Origin of the sequence: Streptomyces lydicus (assembly GCF_001729485.1) — a bacterium.
GTDB classification, from domain to species: domain Bacteria; phylum Actinomycetota; class Actinomycetes; order Streptomycetales; family Streptomycetaceae; genus Streptomyces; species Streptomyces lydicus_D.
In genome coordinates, this window is the sequence record NZ_CP017157.1 from 1,974,485 (window position 1) to 1,992,507 (window position 18,023).

The 18,023-nt window shown below is 69.4% G+C and carries 16 protein-coding genes and 1 riboswitch; of the genes, 12 read left to right on the plus strand and 4 right to left on the minus strand.

Going from position 1 to position 18,023, the window contains the following annotated elements; all coding sequences use genetic code 11:
• Positions 1 to 200 precede the first annotated feature (200 nt).
• Positions 201 to 557, plus strand: coding sequence for a HesB/IscA family protein (locus SL103_RS08485; RefSeq protein ID WP_069568125.1), 357 nt, complete (start codon positions 201 to 203; stop codon positions 555 to 557).
• Positions 558 to 667: 110 nt separating this feature from the next.
• Here SL103_RS08485 and SL103_RS08490 read toward each other — a convergent pair whose 3' ends face one another.
• Both SL103_RS08490 and SL103_RS08495 read right to left on the minus strand, forming a co-directional pair.
• Positions 668 to 2,167 carry a hypothetical protein gene (locus SL103_RS08490; protein WP_069568126.1) on the minus strand — a complete coding sequence of 500 codons (1,500 nt, stop codon included), beginning with the start codon at positions 2,165 to 2,167 and terminating at the stop codon, positions 668 to 670.
• 148 nt (positions 2,168 to 2,315) lie between these two features.
• Positions 2,316 to 2,543, minus strand: a complete 228-nt coding sequence (locus SL103_RS08495; RefSeq protein ID WP_069568127.1) for a hypothetical protein — start codon at positions 2,541 to 2,543, stop codon at positions 2,316 to 2,318.
• 159 nt (positions 2,544 to 2,702) lie between these two features.
• Here SL103_RS08495 and SL103_RS08500 point away from each other — a divergent pair, with 159 nt between their 5' ends.
• A complete protein-coding gene (locus SL103_RS08500) occupies positions 2,703 to 3,677 on the plus strand; it encodes a carbohydrate kinase family protein (protein ID WP_069568128.1) in 975 nt (324 codons plus the stop codon).
• A gap of 18 nt (positions 3,678 to 3,695) precedes the next feature.
• On the opposite strand, the gene SL103_RS08505 is transcribed toward SL103_RS08500, so the two are convergent.
• Entirely contained in the window at positions 3,696 to 5,120 is a 1,425-nt protein-coding gene (locus SL103_RS08505; RefSeq protein WP_069568129.1) for a cysteine desulfurase/sulfurtransferase TusA family protein, read from the minus strand.
• A 269-nt stretch (positions 5,121 to 5,389) separates the two neighbouring features.
• Here SL103_RS08505 and ctaC point away from each other — a divergent pair, with 269 nt between their 5' ends.
• The 4 genes from ctaC (at position 5,390) to SL103_RS08525 (ending at position 9,900) form a co-directional block, all read left to right on the plus strand.
• Positions 5,390 to 6,352 carry an aa3-type cytochrome oxidase subunit II gene (gene ctaC, locus SL103_RS08510; protein ID WP_030415449.1) on the plus strand — a complete coding sequence of 321 codons (963 nt, stop codon included), beginning with the start codon at positions 5,390 to 5,392 and terminating at the stop codon, positions 6,350 to 6,352.
• Positions 6,349 to 8,085 carry an aa3-type cytochrome oxidase subunit I gene (ctaD, locus tag SL103_RS08515; protein ID WP_069568130.1) on the plus strand — a complete coding sequence of 579 codons (1,737 nt, stop codon included), beginning with the start codon at positions 6,349 to 6,351 and terminating at the stop codon, positions 8,083 to 8,085. Before ctaC ends, ctaD begins: the two co-directional genes overlap by 4 nt.
• On the plus strand, positions 8,082 to 8,480 hold the full coding sequence (locus SL103_RS08520; protein ID WP_069568131.1) for a cytochrome c oxidase subunit 4: 399 nt from the start codon (positions 8,082 to 8,084) through the stop codon (positions 8,478 to 8,480). The genes ctaD and SL103_RS08520 overlap by 4 nt, the downstream gene beginning before the upstream one ends.
• 145 nt (positions 8,481 to 8,625) lie before the next feature.
• Positions 8,626 to 9,900, plus strand: coding sequence for a L,D-transpeptidase (locus tag SL103_RS08525; protein WP_244303874.1), 1,275 nt, complete (start codon positions 8,626 to 8,628; stop codon positions 9,898 to 9,900).
• Between the two features lie 47 nt (positions 9,901 to 9,947).
• On the opposite strand, the gene SL103_RS08530 is transcribed toward SL103_RS08525, so the two are convergent.
• Complete coding sequence (locus tag SL103_RS08530; RefSeq protein WP_069568133.1) at positions 9,948 to 10,349, minus strand: hypothetical protein; 402 nt, start codon at positions 10,347 to 10,349, stop codon at positions 9,948 to 9,950.
• A gap of 274 nt (positions 10,350 to 10,623) precedes the next feature.
• On the opposite strand from SL103_RS08530, the gene ctaE reads away from it, so the two are divergent.
• From ctaE to SL103_RS08560, 6 genes are all read left to right on the plus strand, one after another.
• The gene (gene ctaE, locus SL103_RS08535) at positions 10,624 to 11,244 is read left to right on the plus strand and encodes an aa3-type cytochrome oxidase subunit III (RefSeq protein ID WP_033270841.1); all 621 of its coding nucleotides are present in this window, start codon (positions 10,624 to 10,626) and stop codon (positions 11,242 to 11,244) included.
• Positions 11,245 to 11,332: 88 nt separating this feature from the next.
• A complete protein-coding gene (gene qcrC, locus SL103_RS08540) occupies positions 11,333 to 12,142 on the plus strand; it encodes a cytochrome bc1 complex diheme cytochrome c subunit (protein WP_069568134.1) in 810 nt (269 codons plus the stop codon).
• Positions 12,139 to 13,200, plus strand: a complete 1,062-nt coding sequence (gene qcrA, locus SL103_RS08545; RefSeq protein WP_069568135.1) for a cytochrome bc1 complex Rieske iron-sulfur subunit — start codon at positions 12,139 to 12,141, stop codon at positions 13,198 to 13,200. The genes qcrC and qcrA overlap by 4 nt, the downstream gene beginning before the upstream one ends.
• Positions 13,197 to 14,834, plus strand: coding sequence for a cytochrome bc1 complex cytochrome b subunit (gene qcrB, locus SL103_RS08550; protein WP_069568136.1), 1,638 nt, complete (start codon positions 13,197 to 13,199; stop codon positions 14,832 to 14,834). Before qcrA ends, qcrB begins: the two co-directional genes overlap by 4 nt.
• A 140-nt stretch (positions 14,835 to 14,974) precedes the next feature.
• The gene (gene trpD, locus SL103_RS08555) at positions 14,975 to 16,039 is read left to right on the plus strand and encodes an anthranilate phosphoribosyltransferase (protein WP_069568137.1); all 1,065 of its coding nucleotides are present in this window, start codon (positions 14,975 to 14,977) and stop codon (positions 16,037 to 16,039) included.
• Positions 16,040 to 16,130: 91 nt separating this feature from the next.
• Positions 16,131 to 16,248, plus strand: a riboswitch (SAM riboswitch).
• Between the two features lie 180 nt (positions 16,249 to 16,428).
• Entirely contained in the window at positions 16,429 to 17,802 is a 1,374-nt protein-coding gene (locus SL103_RS08560; protein ID WP_069568138.1) for an aminotransferase class V-fold PLP-dependent enzyme, read from the plus strand.
• Positions 17,803 to 18,023: the final 221 nt, after the last annotated feature.

Below are 18,023 nucleotides of genomic sequence, written 5' to 3' on the forward strand. Positions count from 1 at the left end.
TGCTTCACGTCACTTTGACGATGGCCATAGTGTCGATGTGACGCATCAGCACTACGCCGTGTGCCGTGGGCCACCGGCGTCCGCCCGGCGGTGTGCGAGCATGAAGGAGTAGCGCCCAGCCGGAATTAATCCGGGGCGACGCCGGTTGCAGCTTGTTGCATCCGATGACAAGCGGTCCGTACAACCCGGGAGAGATGTAGATGAGCGTGCAGGACGAGAAGACCACCGTCAGCGACGGCATCATCCTGTCCGACGCGGCCGCGTCGAAGGTCAAGAGCCTGCTGGAGCAGGAAGGCCGGGACGACCTGGCGCTGCGAGTGGCCGTTCAGCCCGGTGGCTGCTCCGGTCTGCGCTACCAGCTCTTCTTCGACGAGCGCTCGCTCGACGGCGATGTGGTCAAGGACTTCGGCGGCGTCAAGGTCGTCACCGACCGGATGAGCGCCCCCTACCTGGGCGGTGCCTCCATCGACTTCGTCGACACCATCGAGAAGCAGGGCTTCACGATCGACAACCCGAACGCCACCGGCTCCTGCGCCTGCGGCGACTCCTTCAGCTAAGGATCGCGGGCCGAAGAGCACACACGCCGAAGGCGGCGCCCCCCGAGCGGGGGCGCCGCCTTCGGCGTGGCGGCCTCCGGAGTGCCGGACGGTCCGCCGCGACGTGTCCGCTAGCGCTTCGGCACGGACTCACCGGTCGACACATCGATCACCTTCCGGCCGTCCAGCGGCTTCTGCAGGGTCACGGTCTTGGTGAACTCCTTGGCGATCTTCACGCAGATCTGGCCCGGCTTCTTGTCCTTGCCGACGACCTTGGTCTTCACGGTGTCGGCCGACTCCTCGGCGCTCACCGAGTAGACGCTGCACACCCCGCCCCAGAAGTGCACGGTCAGCTTCCGGCCGCCGTCGGCCACGTCGTAGGACTCCAGCGCCATCGCCCCGGGCTTCCCGGACGGCCCCTTGGGGGTGTGGTCCTTGTGCGCCAGGTACTTCGGGTCCACCGCGGGCTGCGCCACGATCGTCGCGGGAGCCTCCGGAGCGCCCCCGGCGGACGGCTGGCGGACCTTGTACAGCCACGACGGCACCAGCGCCTGCCCGCCGTCCACGTACTGCACCGCGAGCCCGAAGACCGCACCGGTCACCTCGGCCGGCTTCTCCGCCTTCGTCGGTGCCGGCTCACAGGGTGCGATCGAGCCGTCCTTGTTGCCCTTCTCGCCCTCGGGAGGTGTCGAGGGGCAGCCGGCCGGGGTGCGGCCACCGCCCGAGTTCAGCCGGTCCAGCGTCTTCCCGGCACCCAGTACGGGGTACACCGCGCCCTTCGCCGGATGCGCCAACTGGCCGCTGCCGCCGACCACCTGACCGTCCGAGCCGACCTGCAGATCGCTCTGCCAGCCGTACGTCGGCAGCCCGCCCAGCACCGGGTTCGCGGTCACGATCCGCACCGCGCCGGACAGCCCGCTCGCGTCCAGCTTCGCGTCCTGCTGGCCGAGCGCCGCCAGCACCGGCTTCACGGCCTGCTCGGCCTTCTCCGGCGACACCGCGCCCTTGCCGCTGCTGTCGTCCTCGGTCGCGAGGTCCCCGCCGCCCCGGTAGGAGGGGCAGCCGGGCCGGCTCGACGCCTCGCCGCCGCCCTTGTCGCCCTTGGGGGAGGCGGGCAGCGCACAGTTCGTGCCGCCCGGGGTCCCGTACTGTGAGTACGTCCAGGAGCCCGAGCCGGTCTTGGTCACCTGGAGGATCGGGCTGCGGGCGTCCCGGGTCTGCCCGCCGACCTTCCAGGTGGTGCCCTCGGAACGCACCTTTCCCGCCACGTCCAGCGCCTTCGCCAGCCGTTCCACCGACTCCCGGCTGATCTCGCCCTTGGGCCGGTACACCGGCGCCGACGAGGGGCCGTCCGGCAGCTTGCCGACCGGCTTGTACTTCGCACCCTGCGGATTGGGCTCCCCGGCGGCTATGGAGCCGCCGCCGCCCGTGTAGCCGTCGAGCGCCAGCGGCGGCGGACCGCCCCGGCCCGCGCCGCCGGAGCCCTCGTCACTGGACGCGGACGAGGCCCAGTACGCCGCGCCGCCCCCGGCCAGCAGCACCGCGGCGGCCATCGAGGCGACCAGCACCGGGCTGCGCCGCCTGCGCTCCTTGGGGTCGTCCGGGGTCTCAGGGGTCTCCTCGGTGTTCACCGCATCGCTCCTTCAGCTCCGCTGAACATCTGACGTGCCATCCTCTCGGGACGGACGTCGATGGGACGGAGCGGGGGCGCACACGGTTCCCTCAGGGGCCCCGTACGGGCGCCGACGGGCACCCGCTCACCCGCGACACCCGGTCGGCTCAGTCGCCGTAGTCGGACATGCCCTCCACCAGGGCGGCGGAACGGTCGGGCACCTCGACGCCGTGCAGATCGGCCGCCCGGCCCGGCGCCGGAGCCGGGTGCCGGCCGGTGTGCCAGCGCCCCGACATCCGCGCGCAGTCACCGCGCAGCTCGTCGAGGGACTCCGGCTCGGTCGCGGTGTGCGAAGCGGCGACACGCGGTGTGACGGCTTTCACAGGCTTGGTCATAGGGGCACCGTACGCAGACGTGTTCGGAGGAGAAAGACCTACTATTGGGTAGTTTCAGTCGTTCCGGGTGGGCGGGACGACCGGGTGCCCGTGCGCCCAGCCGGGTAGCGTTGCTTCACGTCCGCCCGTCCCTCCGCCATCCGCAGGAGCAGACCCGTCGTGCGTATCGCAGTCACCGGCTCCATCGCCACCGACCACCTGATGACCTTTCCCGGCCGCTTCGCCGACCAGCTCGTGGCCGACCAGCTGCATACCGTCTCGCTCTCCTTCCTGGTCGACCAGCTCGACGTCCGCCGCGGCGGGGTCGCCCCCAACATCTGCTTCGGCATGGGCCAGCTCGGCATCGAGCCGATCCTGGTCGGCGCCGCGGGCAACGACTTCGAGGAGTACCGCGCCTGGCTCGACCGCCACGGCGTCGACACCCGCTCCGTCCGCATCTCCGAGGTCCTGCACACCGCCCGCTTCGTGTGCACCACCGACGCCGACCACAACCAGATCGGCTCCTTCTACACCGGCGCGATGAGCGAGGCCCGGCTGATCGAGCTGCAGCACGTGGCCGAGCGGGTCGGCGGCCTGGACCTCGTCCTGATCGGCGCGGACGACCCCGAGGCGATGCTCCGGCACACCGAGGAGTGCCGGAGCCGCGGCATCCCCTTCGCCGCCGACTTCTCCCAGCAGATCGCCCGCATGGACGGCGAGAACATCCGCACCCTCATGGAGGGCGCCACCTACCTCTTCTCCAACGAGTACGAGAAGGGCCTGATCGAGTCGAAGAGCGGCTGGACCGCCGACGAGATCCTGGCCAAGGTCGGCACCCGGGTCACCACCCTCGGCTCCAACGGCGTCCGCATCGAGCGGGTCGGCGAGCCCGTCATCGAGGTCGGCGTCCCCGAGGAGAAGACCAAGGCCGACCCCACCGGCGTCGGCGACGCCTTCCGCGCCGGCTTCCTGGCCGGCCTGGCCTGGGGCGTCGACCTGGAGCGCGCCGCGCAGATCGGCTGCATGCTGGCCACCCTCGTCATCGAGACCGTCGGCACCCAGGAGTACGAGCTGCAGCGCAGCCACTTCATGGACCGCTTCACCAAGGCGTACGGCCACGAGGCCGCCGCCGAGGTCCAGCAGCACCTGGCCTGAACCGGCCGGTCCGTCCCGTCAGACGCGGCGCCGCACCACATACGCGGCGCCGCGTTCGGCTGCCCGCTCCCCGACGTACTCCTGCTCACGCATCGTGCACCAGGCGGGGATGTCCTGCCGGGCCGCCTCGTCGTCGGAGAGCACCGTCACCGTCCCGCCGACCGGCACCCGGCCGATCACCTTCGCCAGCTCGATGACCGGGATCGGGCAGCGCCTGCCGAGCGCGTCGACGACCAGGTCCGCCGGCTCGGCGGCCGTCCCGGCCGGTGCGCCCTGCGGCGCAGCCGCCTCCGGGGCCTCCGCCGGCGCCGCGGGCACCCCCAGCCGCTCCCGCACCGACCGCACCAGCCCCGGCAGCACCTCCAGGAACCGCTCCACCTCCGCCTCGGCCGTGCCGTACGGCAGCGACACCCGGACGTTCCCCTCGGACAGCACGCCCATCGCCCGCAGCACATGGCTCGGGATCAGCGTGCTCGACGTGCAGGACGAACCGGACGAGACGGAGAAGCCGGCCCGGTCGAGCTCGCCCAGCAACGTCTCCCCGTCGACATAGAGACAGGAGAAGGTGACCAGATGGGGGAGACGGTGCACCGGATCGCCGACCACCTCCACGTCCGGGACCAGCTCCGGCACCCGCGTCCGGATCCGGTCCACCAGCGTCCGCAGCCGGGCCGCCTCGGCGGACGTCTCCGGGCCCCGCAGGGCACGCAGCGACGCCGCGGCCGCCACGATCGCCGGAAGGTTCTCGAACCCGGCGCTGCGGCCCGACTCCCGCTCGTCCGCCGGCCCCTGGGGCGCGAACCGGGTCCCCTTGCGGACCACGAGCAGCCCCACCCCGGGCGGGCCGCCCCATTTGTGCGCGCTGGCCGCCAGCACCGACCAGGCACCGGGCACCCGCCCCCACGGCAGCGACTGCGCGGCGTCCACCAACAGGGGCACCCCGGCCTCCTGGCACAGCCCGGCCACCTCCTCGACCGGCTGTTCCGTCCCCACCTCGTGATTGGCGGACTGCACGGCCACCAGCGCGGTGTCCCCGGTGAGCGCCGCGGCCACGTCACCCGCCGCCACCCGCCCGGCGCCGTTCACCGCCACCTCCGCACGGGTGCCGCCGGCCGCCTCATGGACCTCCGCGGCATGCAGGACGGAGGAGTGCTCCACGGCGGAGTGCACCAGCCGGCGGCCGGCACGCCGGCGGGCCGCCAGCACGCCGGACACTCCCGAATGCACCGCATGTGTCCCCGATGGGGTGAAAACCAGCTCGTCCGGACGACAGCCGACGGCCTCGGCCGCGGCCTCCCGGGCGGCGTCCAGCAGCAGCCGGGCGCGGCGCCCTTCGCGGTAGAGGCGGGCCGGATCGGCCCAGCCCTCGTCCAGCGAGGCGAGCAGGGCCTCGCGGGCGACGGGGTGCAGGGGGGCGGCGGACGCGGCGTCGAAGTAGGGCACGTACGAGACGGTAGCCCAGCACCGGCGCGCCGTCAGATGCCTGGTGGAAGCGGGTATTCGGGCGTCCGGGCGGCGGCTCGGGGACGTCCCGGCCACCCCTTAGGGGTGCGTCGCGGCGCGTTGGGCACCCTCCCCGCGCGACCCCAAATAGCGTCCAGTAGGGTTTGGTCCGCATAAACATCCAAACCCCTGCCCGACGCAGGGCGGCGACCGACCAGCGAGTAAGGCCGCAGCCGACCGCGCGGGCGAGACTCTCGGGAAGGCGCTACGTGAGTCCCAACGGCTCCGACCGCTCGTCGCGGCGCCCGATGCGGCGGAAGCTGCCGCAGGTGCTTGCTGCGGGCCTGGTCCTGGCGACCGCTACTGGTTGCACATATAAGGACTTCCCCCGCCTCGGCATGCCAACGCCCGTCACCGACGAGGCGCCGCGGATCCTCTCTCTTTGGCAGGGCTCCTGGGCCGCCGCCCTCGCAACGGGCGTGCTGGTGTGGGGCCTGATCATTTGGAGCGTGATCTTCCACCGCCGCAGCAGGACCAAGGTGGAGGTCCCCGCGCAGACCCGGTACAACATGCCGATCGAGGCGTTGTACACGATCGTCCCCTTCATCATCATCGCGGTGCTGTTCTACTTCACCGCGCGTGATGAGAGCGCGCTCCTCAAGACTTCCAAGAAGCCGGACCACGTCGTCAACGTGGTGGGCTTCCAGTGGAGCTGGGCGTTCAACTACCTGGAGAACGTGGACGGCAACAAGTCGACCACGAACATCAACTCCAGCGCGCTCTCCGCCATCCCGGACAAGTGGAAGAAGACCGCGCCGGCCGGTGCCGACGGTGTCTACGACACGGGTACCCCGGGCGAGCGGAACCCGCAGACCGGCAACCCCGGTCCCACCCTGTGGCTGCCGAAGGGCGAGACGGTCCAGTTCGTGCTGACCTCTCGTGACGTCATCCACTCCTTCTGGGTGGTGCCGTTCCTGATGAAGCAGGACGTCATCCCGGGCCACACCAACGTCTTCGAGGTGACTCCCAACAAGGAGGGCACCTTCATGGGCAAGTGCGCCGAGCTCTGCGGCGTCGACCACTCCCGGATGCTCTTCAACGTCAAGGTCGTGTCCCCCGAGCGTTACCGGGCACACCTGAAGGACCTGGCGAAGAAGGGCCAGACCGGATACCTGCCGTCGGGCATCAAGCAGACGGATCACGCCAGGAATGCGGAGACGAAGAACCAGTGAGCATCCTCAACGAACCTCAGGGTGCCGCCGCCGATACGGCTCCGGCAGCACCGCCCGTACGCAAGAAGCAACCCGGTATCGCTGCCGTGAAGTGGCTGACGACCACTGACCACAAGACCATCGGCACGATGTACCTGGTCACGTCGTTCGCGTTCTTCTGCGTCGGCGGCCTGATGGCGCTGCTGATGCGCGCCGAGCTGGCCCGTCCCGGCACGCAGATCATGTCGAACGAGCAGTTCAACCAGGCGTTCACGATGCACGGCACGATCATGCTGCTGATGTTCGCGACGCCGCTGTTCGCCGGATTCGCGAACTGGATCATGCCGCTGCAGATCGGCGCGCCCGACGTGGCGTTCCCGCGGCTGAACATGTTCGCCTACTGGCTGTACCTCTTCGGCTCGCTGATCGCGGTGGCCGGCTTCCTCACCCCGCAGGGTGCGGCGGACTTCGGCTGGTTCGCCTACTCCCCGCTGTCGGACGCGGTCCGCTCGCCGGGCGTCGGCGCCGACATGTGGATCATGGGTCTGGCCTTCTCGGGCTTCGGCACGATCCTCGGTTCGGTCAACTTCATCACGACGATCATCTGCATGCGGGCCCCCGGCATGACGATGTTCCGGATGCCGATCTTCACCTGGAACGTGCTGCTGACCGGTGTGCTGGTCCTGCTGGCCTTCCCGGTCCTGGCCGCCGCGCTGTTCGCCCTGGAGGCGGACCGTAAATTCGGTGCCCATGTATTCGACGCCGCAAATGGCGGGGCATTGCTGTGGCAGCACCTCTTCTGGTTCTTCGGCCATCCAGAGGTGTACATCATCGCCCTGCCGTTCTTCGGCATCATTTCCGAGGTCATTCCGGTCTTCTCCCGGAAGCCGATGTTCGGTTACATCGGTCTGATCGCGGCGACGATTTCGATCGCCGGCCTTTCGGTCACGGTGTGGGCGCACCACATGTACGTCACGGGCGGCGTGCTGTTGCCGTTCTTCTCGTTCATGACGTTCCTGATCGCGGTGCCGACCGGTGTGAAGTTCTTCAACTGGATCGGCACGATGTGGAAGGGCTCGCTGTCCTTCGAGACGCCGATGCTGTGGGCGGTCGGCTTCCTGATCACCTTCACCTTCGGTGGTCTGACCGGTGTCATCCTGGCCTCGCCGCCGATGGACTTCCACATCTCCGACTCGTACTTCGTGGTGGCGCACTTCCACTACGTGGTCTTCGGCACGGTCGTCTTCGCGATGTTCTCCGGCTTCCACTTCTGGTGGCCGAAGTTCACCGGCAAGATGCTGGACGAGCGCCTCGGCAAGATCACCTTCTGGACGCTGTTCATCGGCTTCCACGGCACCTTCCTCGTCCAGCACTGGCTGGGCGCCGAGGGCATGCCGCGGCGTTACGCGGACTACCTCGCGGCCGACGGCTTCACGACGCTGAACACCATCTCGACGATCAGCTCGTTCCTGTTGGGCCTGTCGATCCTGCCCTTCATGTACAACGTCTGGAAGACGGCGAAGTACGGCAAGAAGGTCGAGGTCGACGACCCGTGGGGCTACGGCCGCTCGCTGGAGTGGGCGACCTCCTGCCCGCCGCCGCGGCACAACTTCCTCACGCTGCCCCGGATTCGCTCCGAATCCCCGGCGTTCGACCTGCACCACCCGGAGATCGCGGCTCTCGACGCGCTGCACAACGGTCACGGCGCGGCGGATGACAAGTCCCTCGCCGGCGGCAAGGAGGCGGGCAAGTGAGAATCCAGGGCAAGATGTTCATCTGGCTCTCGGTCTTCGTCCTGGCCATGGCGGTCGTCTACGGCGTCTGGTCGAAGGAGCCCGCGGGCACCACGGCACTCTTCCTCGCCTTCGGCCTGTGCATCATGGTCGGCTACTACCTGGCCTTCACGGCCCGGCGGGTCGACGCGGGTGCTCAGGACAACGAGGACGCCGAGGTCTCGGACGACGCCGGTGAGCTGGGCTTCTTCAGCCCGCACAGCTGGCAGCCGCTGTCCCTGGCGGTCGGCGGTGCGCTGGCCTTCCTGGGCGTCGTCTTCGGCTGGTGGCTGCTGTACTTCTCGGCCCCGGTGATCCTCGTCGGCCTCTTCGGCTGGGTCTTCGAGTACTACCGCGGCGAGAACCGCACCCAGTGAGCGGCAAAATGCACGGCTGACACGCCGTACGGCAGGCCCGGACACCTCAACAGGTGTCCGGGCCTGCCCCGTTTGGCGGCGCGGGGCAGACCCGTTTGCAGTCCTCCAGCGCGCTGGGGATGGTGATTCTTCGTACTTTTGGGGCATGAGTTACAGACCTCGAACCCGGACGGTGCTGAGCTGCGGCCTCCTGCTCGTGCCCCTCGCGGTGAGCACCGCCGCGTGCGGGGGCTCGGCGTCGGAACAGCTCTCCGCCAATCCTTACGACGCGAGCGACCAGATCACCGCCAACACCCCTGACGGCAAGAAGAAAGCGGACCCCGACAAGCCGCTTGAGGTCTCCGTCAAGGACTCCGACGCCCGGATCACGGACGTCACCGCCACCGATTCCACCGGCCGCTTCATCCGCGGCGAACTGAGCGCCGACGGCCGGCACTGGCGCACCACCGTGCCACTGGCCGCCGGCACCCGCTACACCGTTCAGGTCAACACCGAGGACGAGGACGGCTCGCCCGGCCGCAAGACGCTGGTGGTCAACACCACCGACGCGGACGGCCAGTTGACCGCGACCTTCGGCCCGGAGAGCGGCGAGTACGGCGTCGGCCAGCCGGTCACCGCCGAGCTGAGCCAGCCCATCAAGGACGCCAAGGCCCGGGCCGTCGTCGAGAGCGCCCTGAAGGTCGACTCGATGCCCCGCGTCGAGGGCTCCTGGCACTGGGTGGACGACAAGAAGCTGCACTTCCGCCCGAAGGAGTACTGGCCCGCCCACGCCACTATCTCGGTGCACAGCAACCTCACCGGCCTGAAGATCGCCAAGGGGCTCTACGGCGGGCAGTCCAAGCCCATCAGGCTCACCACCGGCGACCGCGTGGAGGCCGTCACCGACGCGGCCTCGCACCAGATGACGGTCAAGCGCAACGGCCAGTCGATCAACACCATCCCGGTGACCACCGGCAAGCCCGGCTTCTCCACCCGCAACGGCGTCAAGGTCGTGCTCGGCAAGGAGAGCTTCGTACGGATGCGCAGTTCGACCGTCGGCATCGCCGCCGGCAGCTCCGACTCCTACGACCTGCCGGTCTACTGGGCCACCCGGGTGACGTGGAGCGGTGAGTACGTCCACGCCGCACCCTGGTCCGTCGGATCGCAGGGCGCGGCGAACGTCAGCCACGGCTGTACGGGCATGTCCACCAGCAACGCCCAGTGGTTCTTCAACACCGTGCGGGTGGGCGACCTGGTCACGGTCATCAACAGCGGCGGGGACACCATGACGCCGTTCGACAACGGCTTCGGTGACTGGAACATGCCCTGGAAGGAATGGCGGGCCGGCAGCGCGCTGAAGAACAAGGCAGGCAGCACCACAGGGGCCGCGGAGCGCCAGCAGGACCCGGGCAGCGACGCCCGGCTCCGGCCGAGGATCTGAGCCCGCTCAGCGGCCGCCCAGGCCCCGCCCCGGGCCGGGCCCGCCGCTCAGACCTGCACGAGGTTCTTGCGGCGCAGCAGCCCCGCCAGGGCGTCGGCAAAGGCCACCGGGTCGATCGGATGCGGCACCGCCGCGTCCGCCCGGCTCCAGGTGGCCAGCCAGGCGTCCTGGGGGCGGCCGATCAGCAGCAGCACCGGCGGGCACCGGAAGATCTCGTCCTTGATCTGCCGGCAGACGCCCATCCCGCCCGCCGGCGCGGTCTCGCCGTCCAGCACGCAGACGTCGATACCGCCCTGTTCCAGGGCTTCGAGGACCGCCGGCGCGGTGGCGCACTCCAGGATCTCGATCTGCGGGGCATCGGCGGCGGGGCGCCGTCCGGCCGCCAGCCGGACCTGCTCGCGGGTGTGGGCGTTGTCGCTGTAGACCAGCACCGTGGCAGTCGCCTGCATCGTTCCTCCACGCTCCTCGTAGCGGCAGAGCATCGGGTGGCGCTCTTGGGCCGGATGCTACTCCCGCGGCCCCTGGGCGCAGGAGGGGTTGGGCGGATCCAAGATCTGCCCGACAGTCCGTCAGCACCGGCGTACGGGGGCCGGGCGGGCCGCGGCGCCCGGTCCGCGTCCCCCCTTCGGGCGACCGCCGAAACGGTCCGTACGAGCAGGGCATACGTCCTTGACACACCGAACGGCACCCCCCGGAGTGAGGGCGGGATAAGCGACCGACATAATGTCGGTCGTGGCGACAGCAACGACAGTAGAAACCGGGCACGCGCACCCGTCGGTCAATCGGCCGAACCTCACCAGCGTCGGAACCATCATCTGGCTGAGTTCCGAGCTGATGTTCTTCGCGGCCCTCTTCGCGATGTACTTCACCCTTCGATCGGTGACCGGATCCGCGTATTGGAAGGAATCCGCCAGTGCGCTGAATCTTCCGTTCTCCGCGACCAACACCACGATCCTGGTGCTCAGCTCGCTGACCTGCCAGCTCGGCGTTTTCGCGGCCGAGCGCGGCGACGTCAAGAAGCTCCGCGCGTGGTTCGTGGTCACCTTCATCATGGGTGCGATCTTCATCGGCGGTCAGGTCTTCGAGTACACGGAGCTGGTCAAGCACGAGGGCCTGTCGCTCTCGTCCGGCCCGTACGGCTCGGTGTTCTACCTGACCACCGGTTTCCACGGACTGCACGTGACGGGCGGTCTGATCGCCTTCCTGCTGGTCCTGGGCAGGACGTACGCGGCCAAGAGGTTCACCCACACGCAGGCCACCGCGGCCATCGTTGTGTCCTACTACTGGCACTTCGTCGATGTCGTCTGGATCGGCCTCTTCGCCACGATCTATCTGATCCGGTAACCGGTACCGGGGCCTGGTTCCCGGGTCCGCACATCAGACAGACATAGCCAAAGCATCGACGCAGAAGATCCTGACACCGGGGTAATCCGTGAAAAAGCTCTCCGCACGACGGCGCCATCCGCTGGCGGCGCTCGTCGTCCTACTCTTCGCGCTGGCGGTCACCGGGGGGCTGTACGCCGCGTTCGCGCCGGCGGACAAGGCTCAGGCCGATGACACCGCCCAGTCCCTTGCCATCAAGGAGGGCAAGAAGCTCTACGCCGTCGGCTGCGCAAGCTGCCACGGCACCGGCGGTCAGGGCACCTCTGACGGCCCGAGCCTGGTCGGCGTGGGCGCCGCAGCCGTTGACTTCCAGGTCGGTACCGGCCGCATGCCCGCCCAGCAGCCCGGCGCCCAGGTGCCGCGGAAGAAGCCGATCTACAACAACGCCCAGCGCGAGCAGCTGGCGGCGTACGTGGCCTCGCTGGGCCCCGGCCCGTCCGTCCCGGACAAGTCCGAGTACAGCTCCGACGGTGCCAACATCGGCAAGGGCGGCGAGCTGTTCCGCACCAACTGCGCGCAGTGCCACAACTTCACCGGTAAGGGCGGTGCCCTCACCAACGGCAAGTTCGCACCGACGCTCGAGGGCGTGGACCCGAAGCACATCTACGAGGCCATGCAGACCGGCCCGCAGAACATGCCCTCCTTCGGTGACGGCTCGCTGAGCAAGCAGAACAAGAAGGACATCATCGCGTACCTCGGCGCCGTCAACGGCGATGAATCCGAGAGCCCCGGCGGCCTCGACCTCGGCGGTCTCGGCCCGGTCAGTGAGGGTCTCTTCGGCTACATCTTCGGCCTGGGCGCGCTGGTCGCGGTCGCCATCTGGGTCGCAGCCCGGACTACGAAGGCCAAGAAGTCATGAGCGAGACTGGACGACACGAAGACGTGCCAGAAGAAATTCTTCCCGGTGAGCAGTCGGCTCACAAAGGCGCGGTGAGCACGGCGGACAACCCGTTCGCCGACCCGGGGCTGCCGGCCCACGAGCACCGCGCCCAGGACATCGACGAGCGGGCCGCCCGGCGCTCCGAGCGCACGGTCGCCCTGCTCTTCCTGGTGTCCATGATCGCGACGGTCGGCTTCATCGCCGCGTACGTGGCGATCCCGATCGACAAGATCGTGTTCATCTGGCCGATCGGGCACATCAGCGCGCTGAACTTCGCGCTCGGCCTGACGCTGGGTGCCGCCCTCTTCTGCATCGGCGCCGGCGCGGTCCACTGGGCCCGCACGCTGATGTCGGACGTGGAGGTCGCCGACGACCGTCACCCGATCGAGGCCGAGCCCGAGGTCAAGGCCAAGGTCCTGGCCGACTTCAAGATGGGCGCGGAGGAGTCGCAGTTCGGCCGCCGCAAGCTGATCCGCAACACGATGTTCGGCGCGCTGGCCCTGGTGCCGCTCTCCGGCGTCGTCCTGCTGCGTGACCTCGGGCCGCTGCCCGGCACGAAGCTGCGGACCACCAACTGGAAGAAGGGCGTCCGGCTCGTCAACCAGTCCACGAACCTTCCGCTGCGTCCCGAGGACATCGCGGTCGGCTCCCTGACCTTCGCCAAGCCCGAGGGCCTGGAGGAGGACCAGGAGGACTTCAACGAGAAGATCGCCAAGGACGCCCTGATGCTCGTGCGGATCCAGCCGCAGGACATCAAGGACAAGAAGGAACTCGCCTGGTCCCACGAGGGCATCGTGGCGTACTCGAAGATCTGCACCCACGTGGGTTGCCCGATCAGCCTGTACGAGCAGCAGACGCACCACGTGCTCTGCCCCTGCCACCAGTCGACCTTCGACCTGTCCGACGGCGGTCGGGTGATCTTCGGTCCGGCCGGTCACGCCCTGCCGCAGCTGCACATCACGGTGAAGGACGGCTTCCTCGAGGCCGCTAGCAGCTTCGCGGAGCCCGTCGGCCCGAGCTTCTGGGAGCGCGGATGAGTAACGAGACAACCGCGACCACCACGCGCCGGGGCCCGGCGCCACGGGGTGAGCGGATCGCCGACTGGGCGGACGGCCGGCTGGGCATCTACAGCCTCGCCAAGTCCAACCTGCGCAAGATCTTCCCGGACCACTGGTCCTTCATGCTGGGCGAGGTCGCGCTCTACAGCTTCGTCATCATCATCCTGACCGGTGTCTATCTGACGCTGTTCTTCCACCCGAGCATGGCCGAGGTGACCTATCACGGTTCCTACGTGCCCATGCAGGGAATCCGGATGACCCAGGCGTTCGAGTCGACGCTGAACATCAGCTTCGACGTCCGCGGTGGTCTGCTCATCCGGCAGATCCACCACTGGGCCGCGCTGGTCTTCCTGGCCGCGATGATGGTCCACATGATGCGGGTGTTCTTCACCGGCGCCTTCCGCAAGCCGCGTGAGGTCAACTGGCTGTTCGGCTTCCTGCTGTTCGTGCTGGGCATGTTCACCGGCTTCACCGGCTACTCGCTCCCCGACGACCTGCTCTCCGGCACCGGCGTGCGGTTCATCGAGGGCGTCATCCTGGCGATGCCGCTGGTCGGTTCGTACCTGCAGATGTTCATCTTCGGGGGCGAGTTCCCCGGGCACGACATCATCCCGAGGTTCTTCACGGTCCACGTGCTGCTGCTGCCCGGCATCATGCTCGGCCTGCTGGTCGCGCACCTGATCCTGGTCTTCTACCACAAGCACACCCAGTTCCCGGGGGCCGGCAAGACCAACGACAACGTCGTGGGCATGCCGCTGATGCCGGTCTACATGGCCAAGGCCGGAGGCTTCTTCTTCCTGGTCTTCGGTGTGATCTCGGCGATCGCCGCGATCGCCAGCATCAACCCCGTGTGGGCCATAGGGCCGTACCGGCCGGACCAGGTCTCCACTGGTGCGCAGCCGGACTGGTACATGGGCTTCGCCGAGGGCCTGGTGCGTGTCATGCCGGGCTGGGAGTGGAACTTCTGGGGCCACACCGTCAACTTCGGCGTGCTGATCCCGATCCTGATCTTCCCCCTGGTCCTGGTCGCCATCGCGGTCTACCCGTTCGTCGAGTCCTGGGTCCGCGGCGACAAGCGCGAGCACCACATCCTGGACCGCCCGCGCAACGTCCCCACCCGCACCGGCTTCGGTGTGGCCTGGCTGGTCGCGTACTTCGTGATGCTGATCGGCGGCGGCAACGACCTGTGGGCGACGCACTTCCACCTGTCGATCAACTCGATCACCTGGTTCGTCCGGATCGCGTTCTTCGTCGGGCCGGTGCTGGCCTTCATCGCCACCAAGCGGATCTGCCTGGGCCTGCAGCGGCGGGACCGCGACAAGGTGCTGCACGGTCGCGAGACCGGCATCATCAAGCGCCTGCCGCACGGTGAGTTCATCGAGGTCCACGAGCCGCTTGACCAGGAGCAGCTGCACGTCCTCACGCAGCACGAGCAGCCCAAGCCGCTCGAGCTGGGTCCGGAGGTCGACGAGAACGGCGTGGAGCGCAAGCTGAAGCTGTCGCAGAAGCTGCGCGCCAAGCTCTCGCGGGCCTACTACGAAGAGGACAACGTCATTCCCAAGCCCACGGTGGAGGAGTACAAGGAGATCAGCAGCGGCCACGGCCACCACTGATCCCTCGCGCGCCTCGTAGCGCACCGTAGGGAGTACGCCACCCAGAGGGCCCCGTCCGAGCATCGAACGGGGCCCTCCGGCATGCCCGCCCGATCGATAGGGTGACGGCATAAGCAGGACAGACACCAGGAGCGTGGACCATGAACGTTGTGACCCCGGCAGGCGGCGACAGCGTGGCGGCCCACACCTGGCCCGGCATCCTGAACGCCCTGCTCGACGGCCGGGACCTCTCCGCCGACGACACCGCCTGGGCGATGGACAAGATCATGCGCGGCGAGGCCGGCGACGCCCAGATCGCCGGGTTCGCGGTGGCCCTGCGCGCCAAGGGCGAGACCGTCGCGGAGATCTCCGGACTCGTCCGGACCATGTACGCGCACGCCCGGCTGATCGAGGTGCCCGGCCCCAGCGTCGACATCGTCGGCACCGGCGGTGACGGCGCCAAGACCGTCAACATCTCCACGATGTCCTCCATCGTGGTCGCCGGTACCGGAGCCAAGGTCGTCAAGCACGGCAACCGCGCCGCCTCCTCGGCCAGCGGCGCCTCCGACGTCCTGGAGAAGCTCGGCGTGAACCTGGACCTCACCCCGCGGCGGGTCGTCGAGGTCGCCGAGGAGGCGGGCATCACCTTCTGCTTCGCGGTGAAGTTCCATCCCTCGCTGCGGCACGTCGCCAACGCCCGCGGCCAGCTCGGCATCCGCACCACCTTCAACGTGCTGGGCCCGCTGACCAACCCCGCCCGGGTCCGCGCCCAGGCGACCGGCGTCGCGGACGCCCGGATGGCGCCGATCCTGGCCGGGGTGCTCGCCGAGCGCGGCTCCTCGGCGCTGGTCTTCCGCGGCGACGACGGCCTGGACGAGCTGACCACGACCGCGACCTCACGGGTGTGGATCGTGCGGGACGGCGCGGTGCGCGAGGAGCCGTTCGACCCGCGTGACGTCGGCATCCCGCTGGTGCCCGTGGAGGCCCTGCGCGGCGCGGACGCCTCGTACAACGCCGATGTCGCCCGGCGCCTGCTGGACGGCGAGACCGGGCCGGTACGCGACGCGGTGCTGCTGAACGCGGCGGCGGCCCTGGTCGCGCTGGAACCGTCCGGGGGGTCCCTGGCGGACCAGATCGGGGCCGGCATCGCCAAGGCCGCCGCCTCGATCGACTCCGGCGCCGCCAAGCGGGCGCTGGAGCGCTGGGTGACCGCCAGCAACGCCTGAGCGGCCGGTGACGCAGGGTGTGACACAGGGCTCAGTCCGTCATCCGGACTGAGCCTTGCGCGTCAATGCTCTTGTGGCATGATTCTGCGCAGGTCACGAGTGACAGCGACACAGGCCCCGGCCCGCTGTCCGGCAACCCTCCTTCCGTGGCGGGGTGCCCCGGGTGATGACCAGGCCGCAGGCAGCGAGGTCTGCGGCAAGCGCGGATCCCTCGCCAGGGATCCTGGTCCCCGAGGGAGAACTTCCGTGAATCAGCGAATGCGATAGGGCTCGACGGCCCCTTTTCCGCACCCTTTTTCTTTCACGCTGCGCCGCCGCGCCGTGCGCTTCCGCACACCTGTCGCGCGCCTTTCCGCAGCGAATTCGCTTACCTCTTACGGGAGTTCGCCATGTCTGTTTCCGCCGTTGCCACCGACCCCGCCGTCTGCGCCCCGCTGCCGGTCCTCGGCCGGGACGTCCGGGTCCCGCTCGTCACCGGCGGCGAGGTCGACTACGCCGCGCTGGACTACGCCGCCAGCGCACCGGCACTGCAGCGGGTCTGGGACGATGTGGCCGCCTACGCCCCGTACTACGGCAGCGTGCACCGCGGGGCGGGCTACCTCTCGCAGCTGTCCACCGACCTCTTCGAGAACAGCCGCCGCACCATCGCCGAGTTCCTCGGCTGCCGCGCCGACGAGCAGGTGGTCTTCACCCGCTCCACCACCGACTCCCTCAACCTGCTCGCCGCCGTGCTCCCGCAGGACACCCGGGTGTTTGTCTTCGAGACCGAGCACCACGCCTCCCTCCTGCCCTGGGAACAGCGCGCCGACCTGACGGTGACGTACCTCAACGCGCCCCGCACGCCCGCACAGGCGGTGGCCACCCTGGAACAGGCGCTGGCCGACAGGGAGCCCTACGGCCCGGCGCTGGTCTGCGTCACCGGCGCCTCCAACGTCACCGGCGAGCTCTGGCCCGTACGGGAACTGGCCGCCGCGGCGCACGCGCACGGCGCGCGGATCGTCCTGGACGCGGCGCAGCTCGCCCCGCACCACCCCGTCGACCTCGCCGAACTGGACGTCGACTGGATCGCTTTCTCCGGCCACAAGTTGTACGCGCCGTTCGGCGCCGGCGTGCTGGCCGGGCGGGCGGACTGGCTGCAGGCGGCCGAGCCGTACCTGGCGGGCGGCGGCGCCAGCCGCAAGGTCTCCCGGCGCACGGACGGCGGTGTGGACGTCGAGTGGCACACCACGGCGGCCCGCCACGAGGCCGGCTCGCCCAACGTCATCGGCGCCTACGCGATCGCGTCCGCGTGCAAGGCCCTGACCGAGGCCGGCTTCGACAGCCTGGTGGCCCGCGAGCAGGAACTGATCACCCGGGTCCGCGAGGGCCTGGCCGAGGTGCCCGAGGTACGCGTCCTCTCCCTCTTCGGCGACGACGCCCCGCGCGTCGGGGTCCTCTCCTTCGTCGTCGACGGCTGGAACAGCTCGCACTTCGCGGCGGCGCTCTCCGCGGAGTACGGCATCGGCGTACGCGACGGCCTCTTCTGCGCCCACCCGCTCGTCCGCACCCTCCTGGGCACCGACCCGCAGGACCCGGGCGAGTGCGGCGCCCCCGAAGCGGCCCCCGGCGAACTCTCCCTCAACGCGATCCGGGTCTCCTTCGGCGCCGGCACCCCCGACGAGCACGTCGACCGCTTCCTCCGCGCGGTCAAGGAACTCGTCACGAACGGCGCCCGCTGGAACTACCGCACGGTGGACGGCCGTTGCGTTCCGGCGACGGTTTGACTGACCCCCCACGTTGTTGTCCGTCCCGCCGTGGTGGTTTCTCGCCGTTGCGCCTGCGGCGGGCGTGGGTGGTCGGGTGCGGTGCCGCTCCTCCGGACTTCGTCCTGCGGCGCGCCCCCTCCCGTAGTGGATAAGAAAAGGCCGGTGGGGGCGAGCGTCAGTTAACGACGCTCGCCCCCACCGGCCTTAACTTTCCCTCCCGCGGGAGGGGCCGGACCGCA

Bases quoted from the DNA above. Each gene is read 5' to 3' on its own strand.
- SL103_RS08485 (WP_069568125.1), top strand. From the start codon at position 201: ATGAGCGTGCAGGACGAGAAGACCACCGTCAGCGACGGCATCATCCTG.
- SL103_RS08560 (WP_069568138.1), top strand. From the start codon at position 16,429: ATGTCTGTTTCCGCCGTTGCCACCGACCCCGCCGTCTGCGCCCCGCTG.
- trpD (WP_069568137.1), top strand. From the start codon at position 14,975: ATGAACGTTGTGACCCCGGCAGGCGGCGACAGCGTGGCGGCCCACACC.
- SL103_RS08530 (WP_069568133.1), bottom strand. From the start codon at position 10,349: ATGCAGGCGACTGCCACGGTGCTGGTCTACAGCGACAACGCCCACACC.
- SL103_RS08495 (WP_069568127.1), bottom strand. From the start codon at position 2,543: ATGACCAAGCCTGTGAAAGCCGTCACACCGCGTGTCGCCGCTTCGCAC.
- ctaE (WP_033270841.1), top strand. From the start codon at position 10,624: ATGTCGGTCGTGGCGACAGCAACGACAGTAGAAACCGGGCACGCGCAC.
- qcrA (WP_069568135.1), top strand. From the start codon at position 12,139: ATGAGCGAGACTGGACGACACGAAGACGTGCCAGAAGAAATTCTTCCC.
- SL103_RS08525 (WP_244303874.1), top strand. From the start codon at position 8,626: ATGAGTTACAGACCTCGAACCCGGACGGTGCTGAGCTGCGGCCTCCTG.
- qcrB (WP_069568136.1), top strand. From the start codon at position 13,197: ATGAGTAACGAGACAACCGCGACCACCACGCGCCGGGGCCCGGCGCCA.